This window comes from Rhodoferax sp., from assembly GCF_037143375.1.
Classification (GTDB): Bacteria; Pseudomonadota; Gammaproteobacteria; order Burkholderiales; family Burkholderiaceae_C; genus Rhodoferax.
The window spans coordinates 44,809-68,101 of sequence record NZ_JBAWYV010000007.1; the positions used below are offsets into that span (position 1 = coordinate 44,809).

Here is a 23,293-nt window from a genome sequence, read left to right on the forward strand (position 1 = left end):
GCGGGGAATAAATATGTCATTAATGCAAGAAACAACAGCACCTCAACGTGCTCCAACGGATCTGCCGCTTCGCGGCATTCGTCCAAACATCGTTCAGTCTATCCGGGCTTTTCGGGTGCCTGAATTGCAGGAAGCTGCTGTTACTTTGGGTCAGCATTTTCTTTACGCCAATCTGGCCAACGCCCAGACCAAGCAAGATGTGCTCGACTTGATTGGTCAACAGTTCAAACTGTCCGCGCATGTTGGCAAAAATTTTGATGCTTTGTATGACAGCATGACCGACCCGCTGCACAAGTCTGGCGTTCAGCCTGGCTTCATTGCTGTGCTGGAGCATATTCCTGCCAACACCAAGTTTGACAAGGAAGCACGCGAGCAATTGCTCGACATCTTCCGGGATGCAGCCGACTACTGGGGCGATCGAAAGATCCCCTTCCGATGCTTCTATTCTTTTCTGTAGCCCGTTCTGCAAACACCAGCCAAGCAGAACGGGCGAACGAGGCAAAGGGCACTGATGTGGGCAACCACGCCATGGCCGGCATTGAACTCACCACGGAATCCGGTGAAAAAATGCCTACCGACAAACTTTTGGACATATCGCCCTTGGCCCTGCGCATGAGCAGTCCATTTAACGCGGGCTATTGGATGGCAGCCGCTTGACCTGACCTAAGTACCAACATTAAAAAAGGCTCAATCGCAAGATTGGGCCTTTTTTCTTGGGCGTTCATCGCAACGCGGTCGCTACGCTACGCTGAAGATGCGATAGCGCCCTTGCTTTCCCCGGCCAATTCCAGCGCCAAGGCCAGGTACTCCGCAACCGGCACCTCTTCTGCCCGTCGCTGCACATTGAACTCACCGGCAAAGGCTTTGTCCGTCAGCCATTTGCCCAGCGTGTGTCGCATCAGCTTGCGGCGCTGGCTGAAAGCCACCTGCACCAGTTCGCTCAACAACTTCACATCAATCGGGGCTGGATTTTCACGCGGCACCATGCGCACCACCGCGCTGTTGACCCGGGGCGGCGGATCAAAACTCTCGGGCGGCACAAAGAGAACGTTTTCCATCTCGTAGCGCCATTGCAGCATGACACTCAAGCGGCCGTAATCGGAGGTGCTGGGTCGCGCCACCATGCGGTCGATCACTTCTTTTTGCAGCATGAAATGCTGGTCTTCGATGACGTCGACACACTCCAACAAGTGAAACAGAATGGGCGTGGAGATGTTGTAGGGAAGGTTGCCAACCACTCTTAATTTAGTAGCACTTAACCCAAGCGCTACTTGGGCAAAATCCACTTTGAGCACATCCGACTCAATGACCGAGAGCCGTGGATGTCCACGCAGCCGAACGGCCAGGTCGCGGTCCAGTTCGATCACCGTCAGATGGCCCAATCGCTCCACCAGAGGCTGCGTCAAGGCCGCGAGTCCCGGCCCGATTTCGACCATGGGCTGGCCCGGTTGGGGGCCAATCGCGTCAACGATGGATTCAATAATGCTGCGATCGGCCAGAAAATGCTGGCCAAAGCGTTTGCGAGGAATGTGTTTCATTTAAAGCGGTGGCTCACGCATTTCGACATAGGCGCGTCCGCGCAAATCCTGCGACCAGGTCGCATAGGTTTCGTCGAGTTTCTTCTCACGCAGCATCGCACGTACGGTCTCGCGTTGCTCGCGGGGACTTAGAGCGGTGTTGCGGCGCTCCATCAGCTGGATCAAATGCACACCAAAACGCGATACCAAGGGATCGCTGACCTGGCTGGGGGTCAGCCGGTTCATGACTTCTTCAAACTCTGGCACGAACATGCCAGGGTTGGCCCAGCCCAGATCACCGCCTTGTGCAGCGCTGCCGTCTTGAGAGTTATCGCGTGCCAGCGTGGCGAAATCAGCTTGGCCCGCCACGATGCGTTTCTTGAAGTCGGCAAGTTTGGTGCGGGCCGCCGCTTCGCTTAATTGCGGGCTGACACGCAACAAAATATGGCGCGCCCGGCTTTGTGTCACCGACATGGCCGGCAAGCCGGTATTTTTCTTTTCCAGCACCTTGAGCACATGGAAGCCGGCACCAGAACGCACCACCGCTGAGACATCGCCCACGCTCAGTGCTTGAGTCGCTTCCACAAACAACGGTGGGTAACGGTCTGCCGTGCGCAGGCCAAGCTGGCCGCCATTGGCACGGCTGGCGCTGTCGGTGGCATCCGAGAACTCTCGCACCAGCGTGACAAAATCTTCACCGGCTCGGGCCCGGTCCAAGGCGCGCTGGGCCTTGGTTTGCAAGGCGGCTATCTGCACCGGGGTAGCGGCATCAGGCACTGCCACCAGGATTTGCGACAAATTGATTTCCAGGGAAGCGGGGTCAACAGTGGCTGACTGTTGCTGCTCCCGCAGGTATTGATCGACCTCCAGGTCAGACACCCGCACACGCGGCTCAACGTCACGTTCACGCAGACGGGTCAACATGAGCTGGTCGCGCAACTGGTCGCGAAATTGACTCAGCACCATGCCGTCAGCCACGATGCGGCGGCGCAATTCGGCCACTTCCATCTGGTTTTGCCGTGCTATGTTTTGCTCTGCCAGGTCAACTGCTGTGTCGTCCACACGCACCCCGGACTCGCGTGCCAACTGCAATTGCGCCTTGTCGTTGATGAGGCGCTCCAGCACTTGCGCGGCCAGCAGTTTGCTGTCCGGCGGTGCCCGGCGCTGCTGAGCAAGTTGTTGCAGAAGCCGCTGCATCTCGGCACGTACTTCGTTGTTGGTGATGGGTTCAGAGTTGACCACGGCCACGATGAAATCGGCCTGAAGCGTGGCCGTGGGCTGAAGCCGGATGTTTGGCGCGGCAAGGGGTTTCAACCCCTGGGCTTGCGTACTCAGGGCTGCACAGAGGGCAAGGCTGGCCGCGGTCAAGGCCAAAAGTCGATGAGTCATGATGGATCAATCGTAATTGCTGAAACGGCTGGGAGGGCTGGTTTGCTCTCTCAGATACTGGTAACTTGGAATATTGTCTTTCAATGTCTTCAGGGGGCTCACGCCCAAGCGTGTAAAACCGACAAACTCAAGCTGGAACATGATGCGTTGCGTCGCCGCAGTGGTACTGACCTGCAGTTGTTCCAACACCACTCGACCCAGCCAGCAACCCGCATCGTACTCAAAGCCAAGCAGGGTATTGACTAGGCGACCCTCGTCCATGCTGTAGTTGAGGCGGCCAACGCTGTACCAGCGGCCCTCGCCCTGGCCACGTCCGGCCCCCAGATCCTGACCTTTGTCGCCCCAGAGATCATTCACGGGCCACTGCCAGCCAATATCCATTTGTTCACTGGCAATGGCCGTCGCGCTGGCAACGCGCTGGAAACGGTAAGCGGCCGTCAGGGCCCGGTAAAGGCCTGGGTTGTAGCGCGCACCCAGGGTTGAGCTCACCGACTCCCGGGTGGTCGGGTTGTATTGCACGGTGGCGTCAAAGGCCCATTTGGGGTCCCAGTTGACGGCGGCACCCAACAGCAAATCACTGATACCGCTGACCGCAGGCGCATCTGTTTTTAACAAGGTCACGTTCTGGTCGGTAAAGCGCAGCCGCTGGGCTACGCCAAAACGCGCCACTTCCGCGCCGGTATCCGGGTTCAGCAGACGCGTGGTCAGGCCCAGCGTGAGCAGGTTGCTGTCCGAAATGCGGTCATTGCCGACAAAGGCGTTTTCAGCCCAGATGGTGGCGAAATTGAAGTCGTTGCTACCCGAGTCGTAGTTGGGCAACAGGCTCTGGTCGCGGTAAGGTGTGTTGACGTAAAAGGCGCGCGGCTCCAGCGTCTGGCGCAAAGCCCGACCAAAGAAGTTGGCGTCGCGCTCAAACACCAGCCCGGTGTCCAGGCTGAAAGTCGGCAGCGCACGGTTTGCCGCGCTGTCACCGTTGGTCAACGGCGTGTCAAACTGGTACTGGGTGGCGTTCAATTGCAGCTTGGGCGTGAAGAAACCGGCGGGCGCCAACCAGGGGTGGCTCACGCTCAAGCGCGAGAAAGCGCGCTGGGCATTGGGTTGCAGGGTGAGTGTGCTGTTCGACTGAAACTGCGTGTAGTCGGCGTCCACCGAAAAATCAAAGCCGTTGACATTGCTGCGGGCGTAGCGCGTGGCCAACTGCGGTACGCGGTCATAAGGCGGCACGATCGGGGCCGTGACATCCTGCAAGGTCTGCCACTTGAGCATGCGCACACTGTTCGAGAAGTTGCCATTGCTCCAGGTCAGCGCAGCATCGTTGGACAACAGGCGTTGCGTCAATGAGGCCTCGGAACGGGTGAAGTCACGCCAGTAATTATCGTCACTGACCCGGTTCAGGTTGAGGCTCAGCGCCATGCCGCTGGCTGAGAAGTAGTTGGTGAGATCGCTTTTAAGCGTCGCCTGATGCGCATATGACAGGCCCCAGCGGTTGCTGTCACGCAGCAGATCAGAGGGCATCAGATCCAAGCGCAGTTGGCCCGAATAATCAGCCTCCAGGTAGCGAAACTCGCTGCCCAGGTTGACGCCGCGCTTGCTCATGAACGTGGGGGTGAGGGTGGCATCCCGGTTTGGCGCGATGTTCCAGTAGTAAGGAACCGATACCTCGACCCCGTTGACGTTGTCCAACCCCAGCGTGGGCGGCATGAGGCCTGACTTGCGCTTGTCACTCAAGGGAAAGGTGAGGTACGGAATGGGCAGCAGCGGCACGCCCTTGAAGCTCAGCAGCGCACCTTGCGCGGTGCCTACGTCTTCTTCGTTGTCCATGCTGATGCTGGTGGCTCGCAAAATCCAGTCTGGCATCCAGTCGGGGCCGGGCAAGCGGCGGCAGGTCGTCATGCTGGCATGGGTAATGACTGCGCGCTGATCATCAATAAAGTCGACCCTGTCAGCCTCGCCGTTCATGTCGTTTTTAAGAAAGTAAAACCGCGGCTGATTGAAGAAGCCCTCAAAGGCCTCCAGCTTGAGCTCCAGCAGCGGGCCTTCGTACACATTGCCGGCACGGTTGATGCGCACCTGTCCGGTGGCTTTGGCCAGATCGGTGGGCTGGTCGTATTCGAGCCGGTCGGCCTTGATCACCATGTCGCCCCGGCGCAGCATGGCGTTGCCTTCGACCACCGTTTCCAGGTCAGGTCGACCAAATATGCGCTCGCCATAGACAAAGGTGGGCAAGGCGCTGCGTTGATCGTCAGGAATCTGCTCCTGCAGTAAAGAACTGCTCTTGAGTACGACTGGCGCTACATCCTGCACCGGCGGCGTTGCCCCTTGAGTCAACTCCTGCGCGCTGAGGGCGGTGGCTTGCATCACAACCCAGGCAACCAGCGTGATTGGGGTGGGTGCAAAACTGAAAGTGGACGCTCTGTGTTTCAGGTCGCGCATCAAAAATCGCATCGTGCAGGGCAGTCTTGGGTGAGGGAGCGGGTTAGAAGGAACGCCCGTGTGTTCGGGTTTGTAGAATGGATTATCCATGAGCCAAGCACCTACCCCCGAACCCACCCCCTTCATCGCCCCCGTCTGGTCCGACGCACAGCGTGAAGCCGATTTCAATAAATGGCTGAGCCCCCTGGCACCGGCCTATGGTCTGCGTTTGGACACGCTGCGCAGCGCATCGGCCGATGCCAGCTTTCGGCGTTATTTCCGTGTTGATGGCGAACAAGCCAGCCTCATCATCATGGACGCACCACCCGACAAGGAAGACTGCCGCCCATTCGCCAAGGTCGCCCAGCTGATGCAGGCCGCACACATCCATGCGCCCGAAGTGCTGGCCTGGGACGAAGCCAGTGGTTTCATGCTGCTGACCGACCTGGGTGCGCAGACGATGATGCAGGTCATCAACCCGGACGACGCCGCTGCCAACCAAGGCTTGTATCTGCAAGCGGTGGACGCCCTGATTACCTGGCAACTGGCCTCCACCCCGGGTGTGCTGCCCCCTTACAACGAAGCCCTGTTGCGCCGTGAACTGGAGTTATTCCCCGACTGGTATATAGCCCGGCACCGGGGCGTGGCGGTAGAAGGCGATGTGCGCCGGATACTGGATGACGCCTTCAAAGTCATCATTGAACGCAATCTGGCCTGGCCCAGCGTCTATGTGCACCGCGATTTCATGCCGCGCAATTTAATGGTGGCCGCTCCTGGTGCCCGTTTGGGCGTACTGGACTTTCAGGACGCTGTTTATGGCCCCATCACCTACGACATCGCCAGCCTGATGCGCGACGCGTTTTTGAGCTGGGACGAAGACTTTTGCCTGGACATCACCATCCGCTACTGGGACAAAGCCCGCAAAGCCGGTCTGCCCGTGGGTGACGACTTTGGCGAGTTTTACCGCGGCGTCGAGTGGATGGGCCTGCAGCGCCACCTGAAAGTGGCTGGTATCTTCGCCCGCCTGACCCTGCGCGATGGCAAGCCGCAGTACCTGGCAGACACGCCGCGCTTCATCCACTACATCCGCGCCACCTGCGAACGCTACCGCGAACTCAAACCACTGCTGCGCCTGATCGAGCGCATCGAAGGCATTGAAGTGGCCAATGGCTACTCTTTTGGTAAAGTTTAAGCCTAATCAGGCTCTAGCCCCCGTCCCACTTGCGTAAGCAGCTACTATTTTCATAGCGTTTTAAGATGCCCCGCTTTTACTGCCCCACCCCCTTGATTCCCGGTGAATCGCTTGAGTTGCCCGCCGGAGCCGCCCGCCATGTGCAGGTGCTGCGCCTGCAGCCGGGTGACGGCATCACCTTGTTCAACGGCGGACCGGGCCTGGCAAGCAGTGGCGGCGAATTCGAAGCCACCGTGACCCGCATGGGCCGCAGCGATGTGCAGGTGCAGATCGACGCGCATGTCCCAGTAGAGCGCGAAGCCTCGCGTGCGATTCATCTGGTGGTGGGCATGCCCGCCAACGATCGCATGGACTGGCTGGTCGAAAAAGCCACCGAGTTGGGCGTGGCCAGCCTGCAACCGGTCATGACTGAACGCAGCGTGCTGCGGCTCAGCGGTGAACGGGCTGAAAAGAAAGTGGCGCACTGGCAAAGCGTGGCGATTGCCGCCTGTGAGCAATGCGGCGGCAACCGGGTGCCGGTGATTCACGAGGTGATGAGCCTTGCCGCCTGGACCAAAGCCCGGGCGCTGACACAGGTGGCGCAGCCCACACTGGCCGGGCAATCGTTGCTGCTCTCCTTGCGCACGGGTACCCAAAGTTTGCGCACGGTCGTCAGCACACTGGATCAAACCACCGGGAACACCTTCGAAGCCATCACTTTTCTGTCGGGCCCCGAAGGCGGTTTAAGCGCTAACGAAGAAGAACTGGCCCTGGCCTGCGGCTTTGCGCCAGTCACCCTGGGTCCGCGGGTGCTGCGGTCCGAGACCGCGGCGCTGGTGGCGCTGGCTGCGCTGCTGGTTTAGCCGCATAGAGTCACGGCAAGCTTTCAGGAGCGCGTCATTCTCCGTAAACCTGAACGGCGCGCCGCACGAAGGCATCCACCATGCTCAACGCGATATGGTCAAACGCCGAGCCCACGAATTTCTCCAGCGTCACATGGTTAAACCCATAGGTCAGTGACAGTTCCACCTTGCAAGCCCGCTGACTGCCATCGCCCAAAGGGATGAAGTTCCATTCGCCATCCAGTCGGGAAAAAGGGCCATCCACCAGCGTCATGGTCACCTGGCGACCTGGAATATGGTGGTTTCGGGTGGTAAAAATATGCCCAACGCCATGAAAGGCAATGCCCATTTCGACCACCGTACTGCTCTCGTCCACCGTGACCTCGCGGGCGCTGGCGCACCAGGGCAAGAACTTGGGGTAGAGATCCACCTCGGTCACGAGCCGGTACATTTCCTCCGGGCTGTAAGAAAGCAACACGGATTTGTGGACATTTTTCACAGCGAGCGTCCCGTCATCATTTGGCCCCTGCCTTGGTCGCAACAATCACCTGGAAATTCCCAAAGAATACGGTGCGTCGCTTGCAGGTGATCCCTTCAAACGACTCCAGCTGCTTCACGGGATCATGGGTACTCCAGAGCGCAAGCCCCAGGGGCTCGAAAACCTTGAAGTAGGTCCAGCTGAGGGCCCGCAAGACCCAGACATCTGGCCGGTGAAATTCAGCCAGAAACAGTTGACCGCCCGGCTCCAGAACCCGCACAGCTTCCTTCAAGGCTTCCGCCTTGAGCGGGTGGGGCAACTCGTGGAGCAAGAAGAAAATTACATTGGCCGCCACCGACTCATCGGCTTGCTTCATGGCAATGGCGTTTTCTTCCAGAAACACCACTTGTCCGGCGTATTCGCTGGTCTTGTCATGCGCGTTTACAAGCTCATTTTTGATGATGTCTGCAATCAAAACACTGTGTACACCCGACTCAATGGACGCTTTGACAACTCGCGGAATGACGTTACCAAAGGCACAGGAGGTGATCAGCACCTTTTTCTCCAGCAGATTCATGAGTCCGAGGCCGTGGGTAATGGCCGAGACCAGACGGTCGTACTGAAACAACAGGATGGCAGCAATCAGGGGTTGGAAATCGATCAGCTTGATCAGCCGCATGTCGGAATAGATCGGATAAATATGGGCATCGTCGTTTGCTGAACGGCCCGTAACGCTGCGCAATAACAAGGCGCCGCGCGTCAGCGTAAAAAAGAACAGAGCGGTGCTCGAAAGCAAAAAAACAACTGCGTACGCCACATACATCAACCAAGACGGCATAAATAACCTTTGAAATTCAAATGAATAGCAGGCACTTTGAGCCCCCGCCAAGAGGTGCTCAAAGCGACCCAAACAAGTTGCACTATATTAAAAATTTGCTAGATGCGAATCAGGTACAACAAAGTCAGCACCGTCCCCACTGACGCCACGCTGTACACCACCAGTGCCACCCGGCCATCTTGGCGCAGTCCAAAGTCATGCAAAGTCACACGCAAGCGGTGTGCCGCATGCCAGAGAAACAAGGTAATCACACCCAGCAGCGCCAGTTTACCCAGCCAGTTGGCCGCAAAGGCGTGCAGGTTGGCATAGCTCAGGACACTCGGTGCATGGCCCCAAGCTGCCAACAAAAACAGCAACACCAGCACCGGGGCCAGAAAAGCCGCCAAGGTGCCACCGGCAGCAAACAGGCTCCAGAAGATTGGCTTATTGGACTTGGCCATGGCTAAAACACCCCCGCAAACAACAATACCGACACGGTCGTCACCAACCACACCGCGTAGTGCGCGCCAATGATGTATTTGCCGGCTAAGAACTCTTCGCCCATTTGCACAGGCAATGCCTTGGGCGTGACATTAAACCAGCTGGTGGCGTTGTGCACGGCAAATGCCAGGATCACCAACAGGCCTAGCGCGCTCCACGGCCCGGTGAGGGCCGCCATGAACGAATCAAAGGCCGCTTGCCCTTTGGAGAGGCGCTCCAGCGTGCACACCATCAGCAAGGCAAAGGCTCCGATAAAAATGCACGTCACCTCGCGCGACATATAGCGCAGGTAGCGCGGGTGTTTGAAGTACCAGCCTGTTTTGGAGACCGGGCGAACATAGGGTTTGCGACTCATTTTGGGCTACCTCCAGGCAACAAGTGCTCCTTGAACCAGTCCAGCGTGCTGGCAACTTTGACCTGCTGCAGCGCCCCTGCCGGGTCTACCGCCTTGGGACAAACTTCGGAGCAGGCCCCGACAAACGAACATTCCCAGACGCCCTCGTTGGTCGCGATGACCTCCTGACGCTCGTCACGCCCACCATCGCGCGAATCCTGGTTGTAGCGGTGCGCCAACGTGATGGCGGCCGGCCCGAGGAACTTCGGCTGCAGCGCATATTCCGGGCAGGCGGCGTAGCACAGCATGCAGTTGATGCACATGGAGAACTGCCGGTACTTCATCAACTGTGCCGGCGTTTGCTTGTACTCGCCTTCGGCAAGGGTTTTCTTTTCCTTGGGAATCAGGTAGGGCTTGACACGCTTGAGCTTGTCAATGAAGTCATCGGCCACTGTGACCAGATCGCGCTCAATCGGGAAATTAGCCAGCGGCTCGACGCGGATCACGCCGGGGTAGTCGCGCAAAAAAGCATGGCACGAGAGCTTGGGCTCACCATTGATCATCATGCCGCAGCTACCGCACACCGCCATGTGGCAGGACCAGCGATAAGCCAGCGTGGGGTCCAGGCTTTCCTTGATGGCGTTAAGGGCATCCAGCACCACCCACTCATCCTTGCACATCACTTCATACCGCTGAAAATGCGGCTCGGTGTCGCCCTCCGGGTCGTAGCGCATCACCTCCAGTTGAACCAGTCGTTCTTTCATTTGTGGTCTCCCGAATAGTCCCGCACACCGGGCGGGGACTTGGTGATGACCACGTCCAGATAATCCACCGTGGGGAGTGCCAAGCCCTGGAAATGCGCCATGCTGTGACGCAGGTAGTTTTGGTCATCGCGCTGCACATAATCCAGCCGTTGGTGGGCGCCGCGTGACTCTTTGCGCGCCAAAGCACCGACCGTGAGGGCAGAGGCGCAATCGAGCATTGAGCCCAATTCGAGCACCTGGAACAAGTCGGTGTTGAAGACATTGCTCTTGTCGTTGAGTACCACTTTTTGGTAGCGCTGGCGCAACTCATGGATCTTGGCGACGGCTTCTTGCAGGCCCGCCTCGGTGCGGTAGATGCCTACGTTTTTCTCCATCGTGTCCATCATCTCCTTGCGCAGGCCCGACATCGACTCGGTGCCGTCGGTGCGCGAAAAGAGTTCACGAATGCGCGCTTGCGACGCTTTGGCGCGCGCCTCAAGCGCTGCGGTGTTGGGTGGCGGTTGCGTTCGCAAATGGGCGATGGCAGACAGGGCCGCCGACTTGCCAAACACCAACAATTCCACCAGCGAGTTGGAGCCCAACCGGTTGGCACCATTCAGGCTGACGCAGGCGCATTCGCCCGCAGCAAACAAGCCCGGCAGCGTGGTGGCGGCCTGCGTATTGGTGGAGATGCCACCCATCATGTAATGCACCACCGGGCGAATCGGCACGGCGTCGGTCACGATGTCGACACCGAGGTAAGCAATAGCCAGTTCGCGAACCAGTGGCAGGCGCTCGTTAATGACTTTTTCGCCTAAATGGCGCATGTCCAGCATCACGCATTCGCCCCATTGGGTGCTGACGGTGTTGCCCTTTTGCAGTTCGTGCCAATAGGCTTGGCTGACACGATCGCGTGGGCCGAGCTCCATGGTTTTGAGCTGGGGTTTACCCATCGGCGTTTCAGGGCCCATGCCGTAATCCTGCAAGTAACGCCTACCGTCTTTGTTGAGCAGTACACCCCCTTCACCCCGGCAGGCTTCGGTCAACAAACTGCCGGTATTGGGCAGACCGGTGGGGTGGTACTGCACAAACTCCATGTCTTTGAGGGGCACCCCGGCGCGGTAAGCCAGCGCCATGCCGTCCCCGGTTTTAATGGCACCGTTGGTGCTGAACGGAAAGATCCGCCCGGCGCCGCCACCGGCAATGATGACGGCCTTGGCATTGAACTGCTTGACCATGCCGCTGCGCATTTCCATGGCCGTCAGACCCTGGCAGCGGCCCTCGTCCACCAGCAAGTCCAAAGCAAAGTACTCGTCAAAACGCTGGATCGACTCAAACTGCAGCGTGGTCTGAAACAGCGTGTGCAGGATGTGAAAACCCGACTTGTCGGCAGCAAACCAGGTTCGCTGCTTTTTCATGCCGCCAAAGGGGCGCACCGCCACCGAACCATCGGCCTCGCGGTTCCAGGGGCAGCCCCAGTGCTCCAACTGGGTCAACTCCTTGGGCGCTTCCTTGACAAAGTATTCAACACAGTCCTGGTCCGACAGCCAGTCGCCACCGCCCACGGTGTCGTCAAAGTGCATGTCAAAGCTGTCGTCAGCCTTGATCACTCCCGCTGCGCCGCCCTCGGCCGCGCAGGTATGGCTGCGCATCGGGTAGACCTTGGAGATCAGCGCAATGCGCAGCATGGGATCGGTTTGTGCGAGGGCAATGGCAGCACGTAAACCCGCGCCGCCCGCGCCCACGATGGCGACATCTACGTTGACTATTTCCATGTTTTTCTTTCCTTCACTGGTGTGAATACCAATTTTCAGATCTGAGCCTCACCGGCCATTACAGGCTGGTGAAGAAGCCAATACCGACCCCCGTCAAGAGGATCAGACCGATGGCAATGAGCGTGAAGCCCAGCACTCGGGACGCGCTCATCTTGGCCGCTGACGGCGCATCAACCAAGCGACTCTCCAACTCGCCGTTATCAACCAGGCGCTGGTACTCCAATGGGTGCTCGTGCTTGAACTCTTCAAGCGAGAAGGTACCGGTGAACATCACCACCTCCAACGGGAACTTGTCGGGGCGGAAGTGGTTGTTGAAGAAGTGAACCGTGAACAGGAACACCACCGCCAGGAACGCCTCTTCGCCGTGGAAGATGGCCGCCACGTTGAACACCCAGCCCGGCAGGAATGCGCCGAACACATTGGGCAGCCACATCACCAAGCCACTGACGCCGATGATGGTGACACCCCAGAACGGTGCCCAGTAGTCAAACTTTTCCCAATAGGTCCAGCGGTCAAACTGTGGCCGTGGACCTTTGCCAAAGAACCACTTGAACATGCCCAGCATGTCCATGCCGTCCTTCAGGTTCGGGATCATGGAGTTGGGGCCAAAGAACTTGAAATTCTTCCAGTCGCGCACGATGCCCCACACCATGTAGAACAGGTGCCAGAAGAACACCGCCGCAAAGATCACCGCATTGACCCGGTGAATCAGGCCCGCAATGTGCGGTCCACCCAAGGCCGTCATCAGGGCCGATGCCCAGGGTGCAGACGGGTAAAACAGCGGCATGCCGGTGAGCGTCAGAATCATCAGACTCAAGGCAAACGTGATGTGGGCCAACCGCCAGATTGGGCTGAAGCGCTGAATATGTTTGCCTGCGTACTTGACCAGCAGATCGTCAGCCTTGATGTGCGTCTGCGTGCTGCGCACTTTGCGCTCTTTCCACTCACGGTAGAACCACAGCAGCGTGTGCAACCAGAAGAAACCAAAGGTGCCCACCAGCAACTGCACCATGATTTGCCACGCAATCCAGATTTGCGGGTAGCGCTTGAAGTCATTGGAATGCCCGTGCGGTTGGTAGCTGGCAAAGCCGACCGGGGCCTTGGCCAACTGCTTCTTGCCGTCGTGGCAGGTCTCGCATGTTTTCAGGCGGTTGTCGATATGCACTTTGGATTTAGGGTCATCCGCCTTCAGAATGTCGTGGCTGCCGTGGCAGTTGTAGCACTTGGCGGTGTAGACATAGCCCAGGGTGCTGATCTGGCCGTGATAAGTGGCTTTGTAGCTTTTGTAGTTTTCGGTGTGGCACGAACCGCAACTGGCGGTAATCGATTGTTTAAAGGCATCGCCCGATGAATTTCCCACGGCATGCGCACTATGGCAATCGGAACACACCGCCGATTTAGGGTTGTTTTTCTCGAGCACTTCCTTGCCGTGAATGGAGCCTGCGTAGGCTTCCAACTGGTCCTCATGGCAACTCTTCCCGCAAGTGTTGGCGATACTCAAGCGCCAAGCGGTGTAGGCCGGTGAATCCTTCGTTGGCACATTGAAACTGTGTGTGTCGTGGCAGTTGTCGCACGAGGCATTGGGTTTGGTTTTGTCGTCGGTGTTGGGGCGGGCGTGGAACGAGGCTTTGTAGGCTTCGATGTTTTTGGCCACCACACCCAGACGGGGTTTCTCCGCGCTTTGACCACTGTCTTGCGCTTGTTTCCACAGCGCCTGGTGACAGCTGGCGCAATCTACTTTTTTCAGCGGTGCACTGGTTTTTTTGACGTGGACGTTGTCTTTTTCCGCGTTGTCATTGATGTCGATGTGGCACGCCACGCAGGTCATTTTGGCATGCACGCTTTGGCCAAACTTATCGGGAGCCACGCTGTGCAGCGTGCGTTTGCTTCCTTCATTGGCAACCGCCTCCAGCGCTCCTTTTTTTCCGTCATGACAGCTGAGGCAACTTGCGTTGTCGAGCGACTGGGCTTCAACAAGGAGTGTGAACAGCGTTGCACTTACGAAACAGGCCAGACCCAGGACACGTCCCAGGCGCTGTTTAAAAGAAGAAGGAAGCATGGTTGGACTCCGTTGAGTCGAGGGCTAGGTACCCCGACTCATGAAACAACAATTTGGGGATAAGAGGCATGCGCAACACTTGAAGCCTGTTGCAGGCGGTGAAGCGAAGCCGATCGTTACTGCAACAAAATCTGGCGGAGGGGATGACTCACTTTGATGGCGTCAACGGTTGTGACAAGTGAGAAGAATTCGAGTGCAAAGACGTTGGAAACACCGAATAATGAGACTGATGGTTTGATCATGGCTGACCCCCTTTGAGCGCAGAACTTGTTTATGCTTTTCGTTCTGCATTTGACGCTTGTCAAGGGAATCAAGTCAAGTCGTTTTCAGTGATCAGTTCGTACAAGTGGTTCTTTCCGCGCCCGAACTCCAACCCGTATGACATTTGTCAATGTTCGGTTGGCTACGCTAATCGCTTGGCGCGCGCGCGAATATTCAGTGCTTCCACGCAGAGGGAAAACAGCATGGCCGTGTACACATATCCCTTGGGCACATGGACGCCAAAAGCTTCGGCCACTAACAGCGTGCCCACCATGGTCAGGAACGACAGCGCCAACACCTTGATCGAAGGGTGCCGGTCTACGAACTCGCCAATCGGCTTGGCGGCAAACATCATGACCGCAACGGATGCCACGACGGCGGCCACCATGACACTGAGGTTGTCCACCATGCCGACAGCGGTGATGACCGAGTCCAGCGAAAAGACAATATCGACGACGCCAATTTGAACAATCGTGCCCCAAAACAGGGTGGCGCCGGTCTTGACGGCGTGAGCCGGGTTGCTGGCTTCTTCGGGCTTGTGGTGGCCCTCGACCTCAATGAATATCTCGTTGGAGGCCTTGTAAAGCAGGAACAAGCCGCCGCCCAACAGAATCAGGTCGCGACCGCTGATCTCATGACCCAAGAGCGACAACAACGGACTGGTGAGCGTCATCACCCACGACAGGCTGAACAGCAGACCAATGCGCGACACCATCGCAAACGCCAGCCCAAGGCGGCGCGCCCTGTCCCGACTTTTGGCGGGCAGGCGCCCCACCAGAATGCTGATGAAAATGATGTTGTCTATACCCAGCACGATCTCCAGCGCCGCGAGCATGAAAAATGCAATCCAGATATTGGAGTCGAGAAGAAATTCCATGCGTTACGCCAGCGGGTTAAGGGCTTAGAAGTTTACGGTTTTTGCCGCTAGCGTTGGTGGATAGTGGCTTGCAAATCCGCATATATTAAAAGGCTTACGCTATAGTTTTATTAGTCGACGCGCTTATTCTATGTGGGCTACGGGCTGATTTACCTTATAAACCCAGCGTCTGCCAGACCTGATCGACTTTGGCTGTCACCTCGGGCGTCATCGTCATCGTGCGGCCCCATTCGCGGTTCGTTTCGCCGGGCCACTTGTTGGTGGCGTCCATGCCCATCTTGCTGCCCAGGCCGCTCACGGGCGAGGCAAAGTCGAGGTAGTCAATGGGCGTGCTGTCCACCAGCAGCGTGTCGCGCGACGGGTCCATACGCGTGGTGATGGCCCAGATCACGTCGGTCCAATCGCGCACGTTGATGTCCTCGTCCACCACCACGATGAACTTGGTGTACATGAATTGACGCAGAAAACTCCAGATGCCGAACATCACCCGGCGAGCGTGGCCGGGGTACGACTTCTTGATGCTGACCACCGCCATGCGGTAACTGCAGCCTTCGGGCGGCAGGTAGAAGTCGCTGATTTCGGGGTACTGGCGTTGCAGCAGCGGCACAAACAACTCGTTCAGCGCCAGCCCCAGCATGGCGGGCTCGTCGGGCGGCTTGCCGGTGTAGGTGGAGTGGTAGATCGGCTCTTTTTTAAGCGTGATGCGGTCGATGGTGAACACCGGGAACTCGGCGGTTTCGTTGTAGTACCCGGTGTGGTCGCCGTACGGGCCTTCCAGCGCGTGCTCAAAACCACTGGCGTGCGTAGCATCGGGGTTGATATGGCCTTCCAGCACGATCTCGGCGCTGGCCGGCACGCGCAATTCGCTGCCCAGCGCTTTGACCAACTCCGTGCGACTACCGCGCAGCAAGCCGGCAAACTGGTATTCCGACAAGCTATCCGGCACCGGCGTCACCGCACCCAGAATGGTGGCTGGGTCTGCGCCCAGCGCCACGCACACCGGGTAGGGCTTGCCGGGGTTGATTGCGCCATGTTCCTTGAAGTCCAACGCGCCGCCCCGATGCGGCAGCCAGCGCATGATGACCTTGTTGCGCGCCAAGACTTGCTGGCGGTAAATGCCCAGGTTTTGGCGTGCCTTATGCGGGCCTTGCGTAATCACCAGACCCCAGGTGATGAGTGGTGCCACGTCGCCGGGCCAGCAATGTTGAATGGGCAGGCGGGCCAGATCAACCTCATTGCCTTCCCACACCACGTCCTGACAGGCGGCGCTGCGGAGTTCTTTGGGCGCCATGTTCCACAGGGTTTTGACCATGCTGCCCAGGCCCATCAGGTCTTTGAAGCCCTTGGGTGCTTCGGGCTCCTTGAGCATCGCCAGCACATGACCAAACTGGCGCAACTCCGACACATCATTCACACCCATGCCCAAGGCGACGCGGCGCGTGGTGCCAAACAAATTGCCCAGTACCGGCATGCGGTGGCCAGTCGGGTTCTCGAACAGCAGGGCTGGGCCACCGGCGCGCAGGGTACGGTCGCACAGGGCCGTCATTTCCAGGTGCGGCGAGACCTCGGCGCTGACGCGTTTGAGTTCGCCCAGTTGCTCTAGTTGGGCAATGAAATCCCTCAGGTCACGGTAGGCCATTCGGAACTTTCTGCAGGCCGCTCCAACGCGGCGCCTGGGGTTGTGGCAACCCCAGTAAATCGATCACCCGGCTGACCGTGTGATCCACCATCTCGGCCAGGGTCTGGGGCCGGTGATAGAAGCTGGGGACGGGCGGGAAAATGATGCCGCCCATTTCGGTGACGCTGGTCATGTTGCGCAGGTGCGCCAGGTTCAAAGGCGTTTCGCGCACCATGAGAATCAGCCGGCGGCGCTCTTTGAGCGTCACATCGGCAGCGCGGGCCATCAGGTTATCGGACAAGCCGTGGGCCACCGCCGCCAGCATGCGCATGGAGCACGGTGCCACCACCATGCCGTCGCACTGAAACGAGCCGCTGGCAATCGCAGCGCCGACCTCGCGCACCGGGTAGGCCACATCAGCCAAGGCTTCGATTTGCGCGCGGCTCATGTCCAGTTCCTGCTGCAAGTTCAGCAGGCCGGCGTCGGACACGGTCAGGTGGGTTTGCACGTTGCCCAAGCCGCGCAGCACTTGCAGCAAGCGCACACCATAGATGGCACCACTGGCGCCCGAGATGGCGACGATGATGCGTTTTGCTGGGGAAGATGCAGCGAGATGCACGAGTTGGCAGCGTGGGAGAACTTAATGGCGCGTGAAACGTGCCTTAAGGCGCGCCAGCACATTGCTGGGCTTGAACTGTTCCAGATTGAGCATCGGTAACTCGATCGCATCCATCGTGTTCTTGACCAGCAAGCCCAGTTCGGTGTCGCCCTCCATGGAGAGGCGGCGACTGAAAAACAGCGTGTCGGGGTCTTCCTGACGGCGCGCCAGCAAGACAAAATCATAGGCACTGGCGCTCAGGGTCAGGTCAGCCGCATCCTTGTTGGTGCAGGCGACAAAGCGCCCGTTGGCCCACTCAAAGTCAAAGGTCCACTGGGTGTCGGTCACGCGCAAACGCAGTTTTTTGCCGACTAGCATCTGCGTGACATCGGGCGCCAGGCTCTTGGCCAAGGCCAGGTTCAGGCCGGTCACAAACAACAGCGAGCCCGGATAAGCGGGCAGGTGAGACAAGAGGCTCGCCACCGGGGGGGGCATCAGAAATGGACTGGCTTGCATGTTGGTTTCCTTTGATGGCTCGCGAGGAAGTGATGGGCTGGCAGTTATACAAGCTCTGCGGCGGCGGCAAGTTGCTCCAGCCCCGGTTTGCCATACCAGTAACCGTTGCAGGATTGGTCGGGCATCAAGCCCGTCATGCTTTTCATGGCGTCGGCGACCGCTAACTTTTGGGTCAACACGCCGTGAAACAGATCAATGATGTCCGTGGTGTGCTCGGACTGCGGGCTGATGCGCACCACATCCACGCCCATCGCCTGCATGGCGTCCAGTTCGGGCAGCAGGTTGTAAACCTTGGCGGACTGGGTTTGCGTGCCGTTGAGCACAAGAAAGCTTTCGTTTTCACGAGTACGCATCAGCAGCCCATCGGGGTTGGCGATGCAACTGAACTGGCAGTCGTCCTTGGGCAAATTATGGTGGCGCGCGGTAAAGCAGCGGGCTGAAAACGCCAGCGGCATGCGGCCATAGGCGAAGACTTCCGTCTCCAAGCCCGCCGGGCGGCCTGCTTGCAACAGCGCCAGATCTTTTTGCCCCATCTCCAGCGGCATCACCCAGCGCTTGATGCCCAGTGCGGCCAGCAACGCCAGCGTCGGCACGTTGTAGATATTGAGGTGCGGTCCGGCGACAAAAGGCGCCTTGCCTTCCAGACAATGCACCGCCCCCATGTCATTGGCTTCAACCGTGAAGTCGCCGTTGGCGGCAATTTTGTGCAGCACCGTCACTTCGGCGCCGGACTCAATCAGCACCTGGGTCGACAGCACCACCTCTTTACCAGCGTCGCGCAGGCGAGCACCAATCGTGAGCCAGTCGGCTTGGCGCAACTCATGGCGGCGGGAACACACAGTTTCGCCCAAATACACAATATCGACCGGCGAGGCGGCGATGGTTTCGTAAAAGCTGAACACGGCATCGCGCGTCCAGTAGTACAGCAGGGGTCCGAGAGAGAGTTTCATTTCCATGACCTGTGGTAGGCGCCCAGCGTGTGTTGTTGGCCTTCAGCGATCTTGTTGAGATCACTCATCCAGCTCGGTTTGGCCGAGTAGCGGTGCGGGTTGTCGCGGCAGTTGTCGATGGCTTCACGCCAGACTTTGGTGACTTGTGCCACGTAGGCTGGACTGCGCTGGCGCCCTTCGATCTTGATGGCGCGCACGCCCATCGCCATCAGTTGGGGCAACAGGGAGAGCGTGTTGAGGCTGGTCGGCTCTTCAATGGCGTAGTAGTTTTGCTCATCCCCCACATCAAAGCGGCCTTTGCACAGCGTGGGGTAGCCGGCGTTTTCAGTGGGGGTGTAGCGGTCGATCAGCACACCGTTCAGGCGCGATTCGCGGCCCTGCGGCGTCTCAGTCCAGCGCACCGCTTTGGGGGGCGAGCACACGCCGTTGGTGTTGGGCGCTTCGCCGGTGACGTAGCTCGAAAGTGCACAGCGCCCCTCAACCATCACGCACAGGCTGCCAAAACCGAACACTTCAATTTCAACTGGCGTTTTTTCCAGCAACTGCTCGACTTGCGTCATCGACAGCACGCGCGGCAACACGGCCCGTGAAATACCAAAGTGCTGGTGGTAAAAATTGATCGCCTCGTAGTTGGTCGCCGAGCCCTGCACCGACAAATGCAGGCGCAAGCTGGGGTGGTGTTTAACGGCGTAAGCCATCAAACCAGGGTCCGCCAGAATGACCGCATCGACGCCGCTGTGGGCCGCGCGGTCAATGGCTTTTTGCCACAATTCCGGACTGGCGGCCTGCGGGTAGGTGTTCAGCGCCAGCAGCACTTTGCGGCCCCGGTCATGCGCGTAACGAATGCCGGTGTTGATGGCGGCTTCGTCAAAGTTAAGACCGGCAAAGTTGCGGGCGTTGGTAGCGTCGCGAAATCCGAGGTAGACACAATCGGCGCCGTGGTCGACTGCTGCTTTGAGCGCTGGCAGGCTGCCAGCCGGGCAAACCAGTTCCATCAAGGGGATTGGCAAGGCGCTCTCCGGGGGAGCGAGAGAACGGTCAGCGGTGATATTCATCGTGGGCTTGGAGGTGAGCCACCCAAGCCAAAGTGCTCAGGTGTGTCAAAGATTGCCCCGAAAGGCAAGCAAATTTATATGCGGCGAAGTTATCAGACCCCGCCGAAAATAAGTTGATCCATGTCAAGCAAGACGGCGTTTTGAGGATGCCTCAGTCCGCCAGAACACACTATTTTTAGCCGCCGCAACAACCACCGCAGCACCCGCCAGCGCTCTTGGCTTTGACGGTTTTTCCAATCTGGACGCGCCAGACTTCTGGGCCACTCTCCAGGGCGTCCCAGCTGAATTGACCGGCAGCGCGAATCTCAAACTGGCTGTTCAAGGGCTGGGGGTTATGGTCGTTAATCAACTCCAGGGACTGACCCGGCAGCAAAGCTTCGAAGGTGCTGAAAATCAAGGCATGGCGCTGAGGTGGCGCGATCTGGCGGAGGTCAAGGGTGCTGGCAGAAGTGACGGTCATGGGGAGGCCTTTAAAGATGTATTGTTAATGCCTGTTTACTTTAACCGCTCTTCGCCTTATAAAAAATATGATGGATCAAGTCAAAAGCAGGCCGATCGTACTGTCACGGCAGAGGCCTTAAAACCGGGCATCAAGCCACTTCTTTAGTTCTGCATAAACTGCCGCACTTTGGGGCTCATTGAAGACCTCGTGATACAGGCTCTCAAAACAGCGCGTGGTCACCGTCTGCTTCGGAGCGACCTCGGCAAAGGCTCTGCTACCAGCCGGGTTGACCAGCCGATCAGCGCCTGCATACAACAGCAGCGTGGGCATGAACCAGGTTGCGGCACGCGCCAAAATAGCGGGGCCCGTGTCGTCAATAAAACGGGCCAACCGGCCCGAGATTCGGTCATGCACCAGTTTGTCCGCCTGGTAAGCGGCCACCACCGCCGGGTCGTGCGACAGGAAGGCGGGATTCAAGCCGTTGCCGACCCGTAAATTAGGCGCAATTTTGGGCAATACCGACAGCATCCATTTCTGAAACCGATTGAGACCCGCGTCCAGTGCCGGAGACGACAGCACCAGCGCATCAACCGGACGAATGGCCAGCGCCACAAACTGCGCTGCCACCACGCCCCCCAGACTGTGCCCGAGCAGGATCAACGGGGTCTCGCGGGCCATGCGAACCCGGGAGCTGTCCACGATGTCGGCCAAGTCATCGAGCAAACGGGTGTCAGTGGGCAGGCCGCCACGCACCCCACCCGACTCGCCGTGCCCATACTGGTCGTAACCGCGCACGGCAAACCCCCAGTCGTTCAACTGGCGCGCCAAGGCGTCGTAGCGTCCCGCGTGCTCGCCCAGACCATGTACCAGCAGCACCACACCGCGCATGTGCTGGTCGGTGTCAAGCGGCCAGTCCTGCACGGCGATGTTGTCGCCATCAAGGGCGACAAAGGTAGTGAGCACGCTGTCCATCTTCGGGCGGTCTCGGTCAGGGAACTTGCGAAATGACCTGCGCCACCGCTGCCGTCAACTTCTTGGCATAGGGCACATGCAAGAACTCGTTGGGCCCATGGGCGTTGCTTTTGGGGCCGAGCACGCCACAAACCATCATTTGCGCCTTGGGGAAGCCCTTGGACAACATGCTCATCAGTGGAATGGTGCCGCCCTGGCCGATGTAGCCGCACGGTGCGCCAAAGTAATCTTGCGAGGCGCCATTGAGCGCGTGCTCAAACCACGGCGCGGTGCTGGGTGCGTTCCAGCCGGTGGCGCTGCCCTCGCCCTCAAACGTGACGCGGGCCTGGTACGGCGCGTTGTCTTGCAGCAGGGTTTTGAGTTGCTGCACTGCTACGGCGGCGTCGATCAGCGGCGGCAAACGCAGGCTGAGTTTGAACGCGGTGTACGGCCGCAGCACGTTGCCCGCGTTTTTGAAGTCGGGGAAACCTTCGGCGCCCGTCACGCTCAGCGTCGGTGCCCAGGTGCGGTTGAGCAGCGCCTGCACCGGGTCGGTGGTGGTGGGCAGGGCAAACTGGGTGGAGCCACCGCAGTCGTAGTGCGCCCACGGAAAACGCTTGTACAACTCGTCGCCCAATATCGCCGCTGTCGCGCGGGCTTGAACCATGCGGTCGGCGGGTACATCGCAATGAAACGAGGCGGGCAACAGGCGGCCGGTGGCGCTGTCTTCAAGCCGGTCGAGCACCTGGCGCATGATGCGAAAACTTGACGGCACCAGCCCACTGGCATCGCCCGAGTGCACGCCTTCGGTCAAAATTTCGACCTTTAACACGCCGCTGGCCATGCCGCGCAGGCTGCTGGTGAGCCAGAGCTGGTCGTAATTGCCGGCGCCGGAGTCGAGGCAAATCACCAGCGCCACGTCGCCCAGCCGTGTGCCCAGTGCGTCGATGTAGGGCAGCAAATCATACGAGCCGCTTTCTTCGCAGGTTTCGATCAGGCCGACGATGCGCGGGTGCGGCATATTCTGGCTTTTGAGCGCCTGAATGGCGGCGATGCTGGCGTAAATGGCGTAGCCGTCATCGGCGCCGCCGCGGCCGTACAGCTTGCCGTCCTCGTACTTGGGCGTCCACGGCCCGAGGTCGCTGCGCCAGCCGGTGAATTCGGGTTGCTTGTCGAGGTGGCCGTACATCAGCACGGTCTGTTTTGAGGCCGCCATGTTGGTTTCCGCAGCGCCTGAACCGGAGGAGGCCGCCACTTCAAAAAACAGCACTGGCGTGCGACCTTCCAGACGGATAACTTCGAGCGTCAGCCCGTCCACTTTTTGCGCCATGACCCAGGTGGCGGCGTCCCACACGACGGTGTCGATAAAGCCGTTTTTGACCCAATCGGCATCGAACATAGGCGACTTGGCGGGGATGCGAATGTAGTCTTCCAGCCGGTGGACGATGTCGTCGTCCCAGGCTTGGCTCACTTCGCTCAAGACCTGGGCTGCGTTCAATGTGGATTCTGGGACTCGGGCGTTCATGCATTTCTCCTTGGGCGATTCATCAAAACTGCCGGATATCATGCCACGGGAAGCTATGGGGTGCGCAGGTACGCTGGCGACAACAAATAGTTAAAAAGCGCCCAGTTTCCCGTCAATAATTCGCAAATCAATGGAGCGGCTCATGTCGAATTCGTTAAAGCTGCGGAAAATTTTCGCGTCTGTTGGTTTGGTTGCACTGTACATATTGCTGGCCAAATTGCTGGCCTATTTCTTCGCCGGAAGCCTTGTTATCGATTTTTTGTGGCTGGCCAGTGGCTTGGCATTCGTCGTTGTCAATTCAGGCGGTTATGGGATGCTGCCCGCTGTATTTTTCGGCGCGCTTTTCGGTGGGCTCTGTGGGAATGACACGCATATTTCAGTGGTCATTGACGCAGCGTGTCACATGCTGTCAATCTATCTTGGGGTTCGACTGCTGAACTACGGCGGCGGTTTCAATCCTAG

General features: G+C 58.7%; 24 protein-coding genes. 5 read left to right on the forward strand and 19 right to left on the reverse strand.

The window, feature by feature from the left end:
- Positions 1-13 precede the first annotated feature (13 nt).
- Both WCG50_RS02305 and WCG50_RS02310 read left to right on the forward strand, forming a co-directional pair.
- Complete coding sequence (locus tag WCG50_RS02305) at positions 14-457, forward strand: barstar family protein (RefSeq protein WP_336897947.1); 444 nt, start codon at positions 14-16, stop codon at positions 455-457.
- Positions 436-657: a hypothetical protein gene (locus tag WCG50_RS02310; protein WP_336897948.1), complete on the forward strand. Its 222-nt coding sequence runs from the start codon at positions 436-438 to the stop codon at positions 655-657. The genes WCG50_RS02305 and WCG50_RS02310 overlap by 22 nt, the downstream gene beginning before the upstream one ends.
- An 86-nt stretch (positions 658-743) precedes the next feature.
- On the opposite strand, the gene rsmA is transcribed toward WCG50_RS02310, so the two are convergent.
- The 3 genes from rsmA to lptD are packed head-to-tail and all read right to left on the reverse strand — an operon-like array spanning position 744 to position 5,264.
- On the reverse strand, positions 744-1,538 hold the full coding sequence (gene rsmA / locus WCG50_RS02315; protein ID WP_336897949.1) for a 16S rRNA (adenine(1518)-N(6)/adenine(1519)-N(6))-dimethyltransferase RsmA: 795 nt from the start codon (positions 1,536-1,538) through the stop codon (positions 744-746).
- Positions 1,539-2,906, reverse strand: a complete 1,368-nt coding sequence (locus WCG50_RS02320; protein ID WP_336897950.1) for a peptidylprolyl isomerase — start codon at positions 2,904-2,906, stop codon at positions 1,539-1,541.
- Positions 2,907-2,912: 6 nt separating this feature from the next.
- Positions 2,913-5,264, reverse strand: a complete 2,352-nt coding sequence (lptD, locus tag WCG50_RS02325) for an LPS assembly protein LptD (RefSeq protein WP_336897972.1) — start codon at positions 5,262-5,264, stop codon at positions 2,913-2,915.
- Positions 5,265-5,427: 163 nt separating this feature from the next.
- Here lptD and WCG50_RS02330 point away from each other — a divergent pair, with 163 nt between their 5' ends.
- Together WCG50_RS02330 and WCG50_RS02335 are read left to right on the forward strand one after the other, a co-directional pair.
- Positions 5,428-6,510: a phosphotransferase gene (locus WCG50_RS02330; RefSeq protein ID WP_336897951.1), complete on the forward strand. Its 1,083-nt coding sequence runs from the start codon at positions 5,428-5,430 to the stop codon at positions 6,508-6,510.
- Positions 6,511-6,575: 65 nt separating this feature from the next.
- A complete protein-coding gene (locus tag WCG50_RS02335) occupies positions 6,576-7,352 on the forward strand; it encodes a 16S rRNA (uracil(1498)-N(3))-methyltransferase (protein WP_336897952.1) in 777 nt (258 codons plus the stop codon).
- A 34-nt stretch (positions 7,353-7,386) separates the two neighbouring features.
- On the opposite strand, the gene WCG50_RS02340 is transcribed toward WCG50_RS02335, so the two are convergent.
- From WCG50_RS02340 to WCG50_RS02415, 16 genes are all read right to left on the reverse strand, one after another.
- Positions 7,387-7,830 (reverse strand): type II toxin-antitoxin system RatA family toxin, encoded by a 444-nt coding sequence (locus WCG50_RS02340; protein WP_336897953.1) that lies wholly within the window; start codon positions 7,828-7,830, stop codon positions 7,387-7,389.
- A 16-nt stretch (positions 7,831-7,846) separates the two neighbouring features.
- Positions 7,847-8,647 (reverse strand): class I SAM-dependent methyltransferase, encoded by an 801-nt coding sequence (locus WCG50_RS02345; RefSeq protein ID WP_336897954.1) that lies wholly within the window; start codon positions 8,645-8,647, stop codon positions 7,847-7,849.
- Positions 8,648-8,745: 98 nt separating this feature from the next.
- Positions 8,746-9,087: a fumarate reductase subunit FrdD gene (gene frdD, locus WCG50_RS02350; protein ID WP_336897955.1), complete on the reverse strand. Its 342-nt coding sequence runs from the start codon at positions 9,085-9,087 to the stop codon at positions 8,746-8,748.
- Positions 9,088-9,089: 2 nt separating this feature from the next.
- Positions 9,090-9,482: a fumarate reductase subunit C gene (locus WCG50_RS02355; protein ID WP_336897956.1), complete on the reverse strand. Its 393-nt coding sequence runs from the start codon at positions 9,480-9,482 to the stop codon at positions 9,090-9,092.
- Entirely contained in the window at positions 9,479-10,225 is a 747-nt protein-coding gene (locus WCG50_RS02360; protein ID WP_336897957.1) for a succinate dehydrogenase/fumarate reductase iron-sulfur subunit, read from the reverse strand. Before WCG50_RS02360 ends, WCG50_RS02355 begins: the two co-directional genes overlap by 4 nt.
- Entirely contained in the window at positions 10,222-11,979 is a 1,758-nt protein-coding gene (gene frdA, locus WCG50_RS02365; protein WP_336897958.1) for a fumarate reductase (quinol) flavoprotein subunit, read from the reverse strand. Before frdA ends, WCG50_RS02360 begins: the two co-directional genes overlap by 4 nt.
- Positions 11,980-12,037: 58 nt before the next feature.
- Positions 12,038-14,038 carry a cytochrome C gene (locus WCG50_RS02370; RefSeq protein ID WP_336897959.1) on the reverse strand — a complete coding sequence of 667 codons (2,001 nt, stop codon included), beginning with the start codon at positions 14,036-14,038 and terminating at the stop codon, positions 12,038-12,040.
- Between the two features lie 403 nt (positions 14,039-14,441).
- Positions 14,442-15,176: a TerC family protein gene (locus WCG50_RS02375; protein ID WP_336897960.1), complete on the reverse strand. Its 735-nt coding sequence runs from the start codon at positions 15,174-15,176 to the stop codon at positions 14,442-14,444.
- Positions 15,177-15,330: 154 nt separating this feature from the next.
- Positions 15,331-16,815 (reverse strand): 4-hydroxy-3-polyprenylbenzoate decarboxylase, encoded by a 1,485-nt coding sequence (gene ubiD, locus WCG50_RS02380; RefSeq protein WP_336897961.1) that lies wholly within the window; start codon positions 16,813-16,815, stop codon positions 15,331-15,333.
- Positions 16,802-17,413, reverse strand: a complete 612-nt coding sequence (locus WCG50_RS02385; protein WP_336897962.1) for a UbiX family flavin prenyltransferase — start codon at positions 17,411-17,413, stop codon at positions 16,802-16,804. The genes ubiD and WCG50_RS02385 overlap by 14 nt, the downstream gene beginning before the upstream one ends.
- A gap of 21 nt (positions 17,414-17,434) precedes the next feature.
- A complete protein-coding gene (locus WCG50_RS02390) occupies positions 17,435-17,908 on the reverse strand; it encodes an SCP2 sterol-binding domain-containing protein (protein WP_336897963.1) in 474 nt (157 codons plus the stop codon).
- Positions 17,909-17,952: 44 nt separating this feature from the next.
- Complete coding sequence (locus tag WCG50_RS02395; protein ID WP_336897964.1) at positions 17,953-18,858, reverse strand: U32 family peptidase; 906 nt, start codon at positions 18,856-18,858, stop codon at positions 17,953-17,955.
- Complete coding sequence (locus WCG50_RS02400; RefSeq protein WP_336897973.1) at positions 18,855-19,853, reverse strand: peptidase U32 family protein; 999 nt, start codon at positions 19,851-19,853, stop codon at positions 18,855-18,857. Before WCG50_RS02400 ends, WCG50_RS02395 begins: the two co-directional genes overlap by 4 nt.
- 235 nt (positions 19,854-20,088) lie before the next feature.
- Entirely contained in the window at positions 20,089-20,373 is a 285-nt protein-coding gene (locus WCG50_RS02405) for a DUF2249 domain-containing protein (protein WP_336897965.1), read from the reverse strand.
- A gap of 117 nt (positions 20,374-20,490) precedes the next feature.
- Positions 20,491-21,327 carry a lysophospholipase gene (locus WCG50_RS02410; protein WP_336897966.1) on the reverse strand — a complete coding sequence of 279 codons (837 nt, stop codon included), beginning with the start codon at positions 21,325-21,327 and terminating at the stop codon, positions 20,491-20,493.
- A gap of 16 nt (positions 21,328-21,343) precedes the next feature.
- A complete protein-coding gene (locus WCG50_RS02415; protein ID WP_336897967.1) occupies positions 21,344-22,831 on the reverse strand; it encodes a M20 family metallopeptidase in 1,488 nt (495 codons plus the stop codon).
- Between the two features lie 142 nt (positions 22,832-22,973).
- Here WCG50_RS02415 and WCG50_RS02420 point away from each other — a divergent pair.
- Positions 22,974-23,293, forward strand: a 320-nt coding sequence (locus WCG50_RS02420) for a hypothetical protein (RefSeq protein WP_336897968.1), incomplete at its 3' end; no start/stop codon positions are given.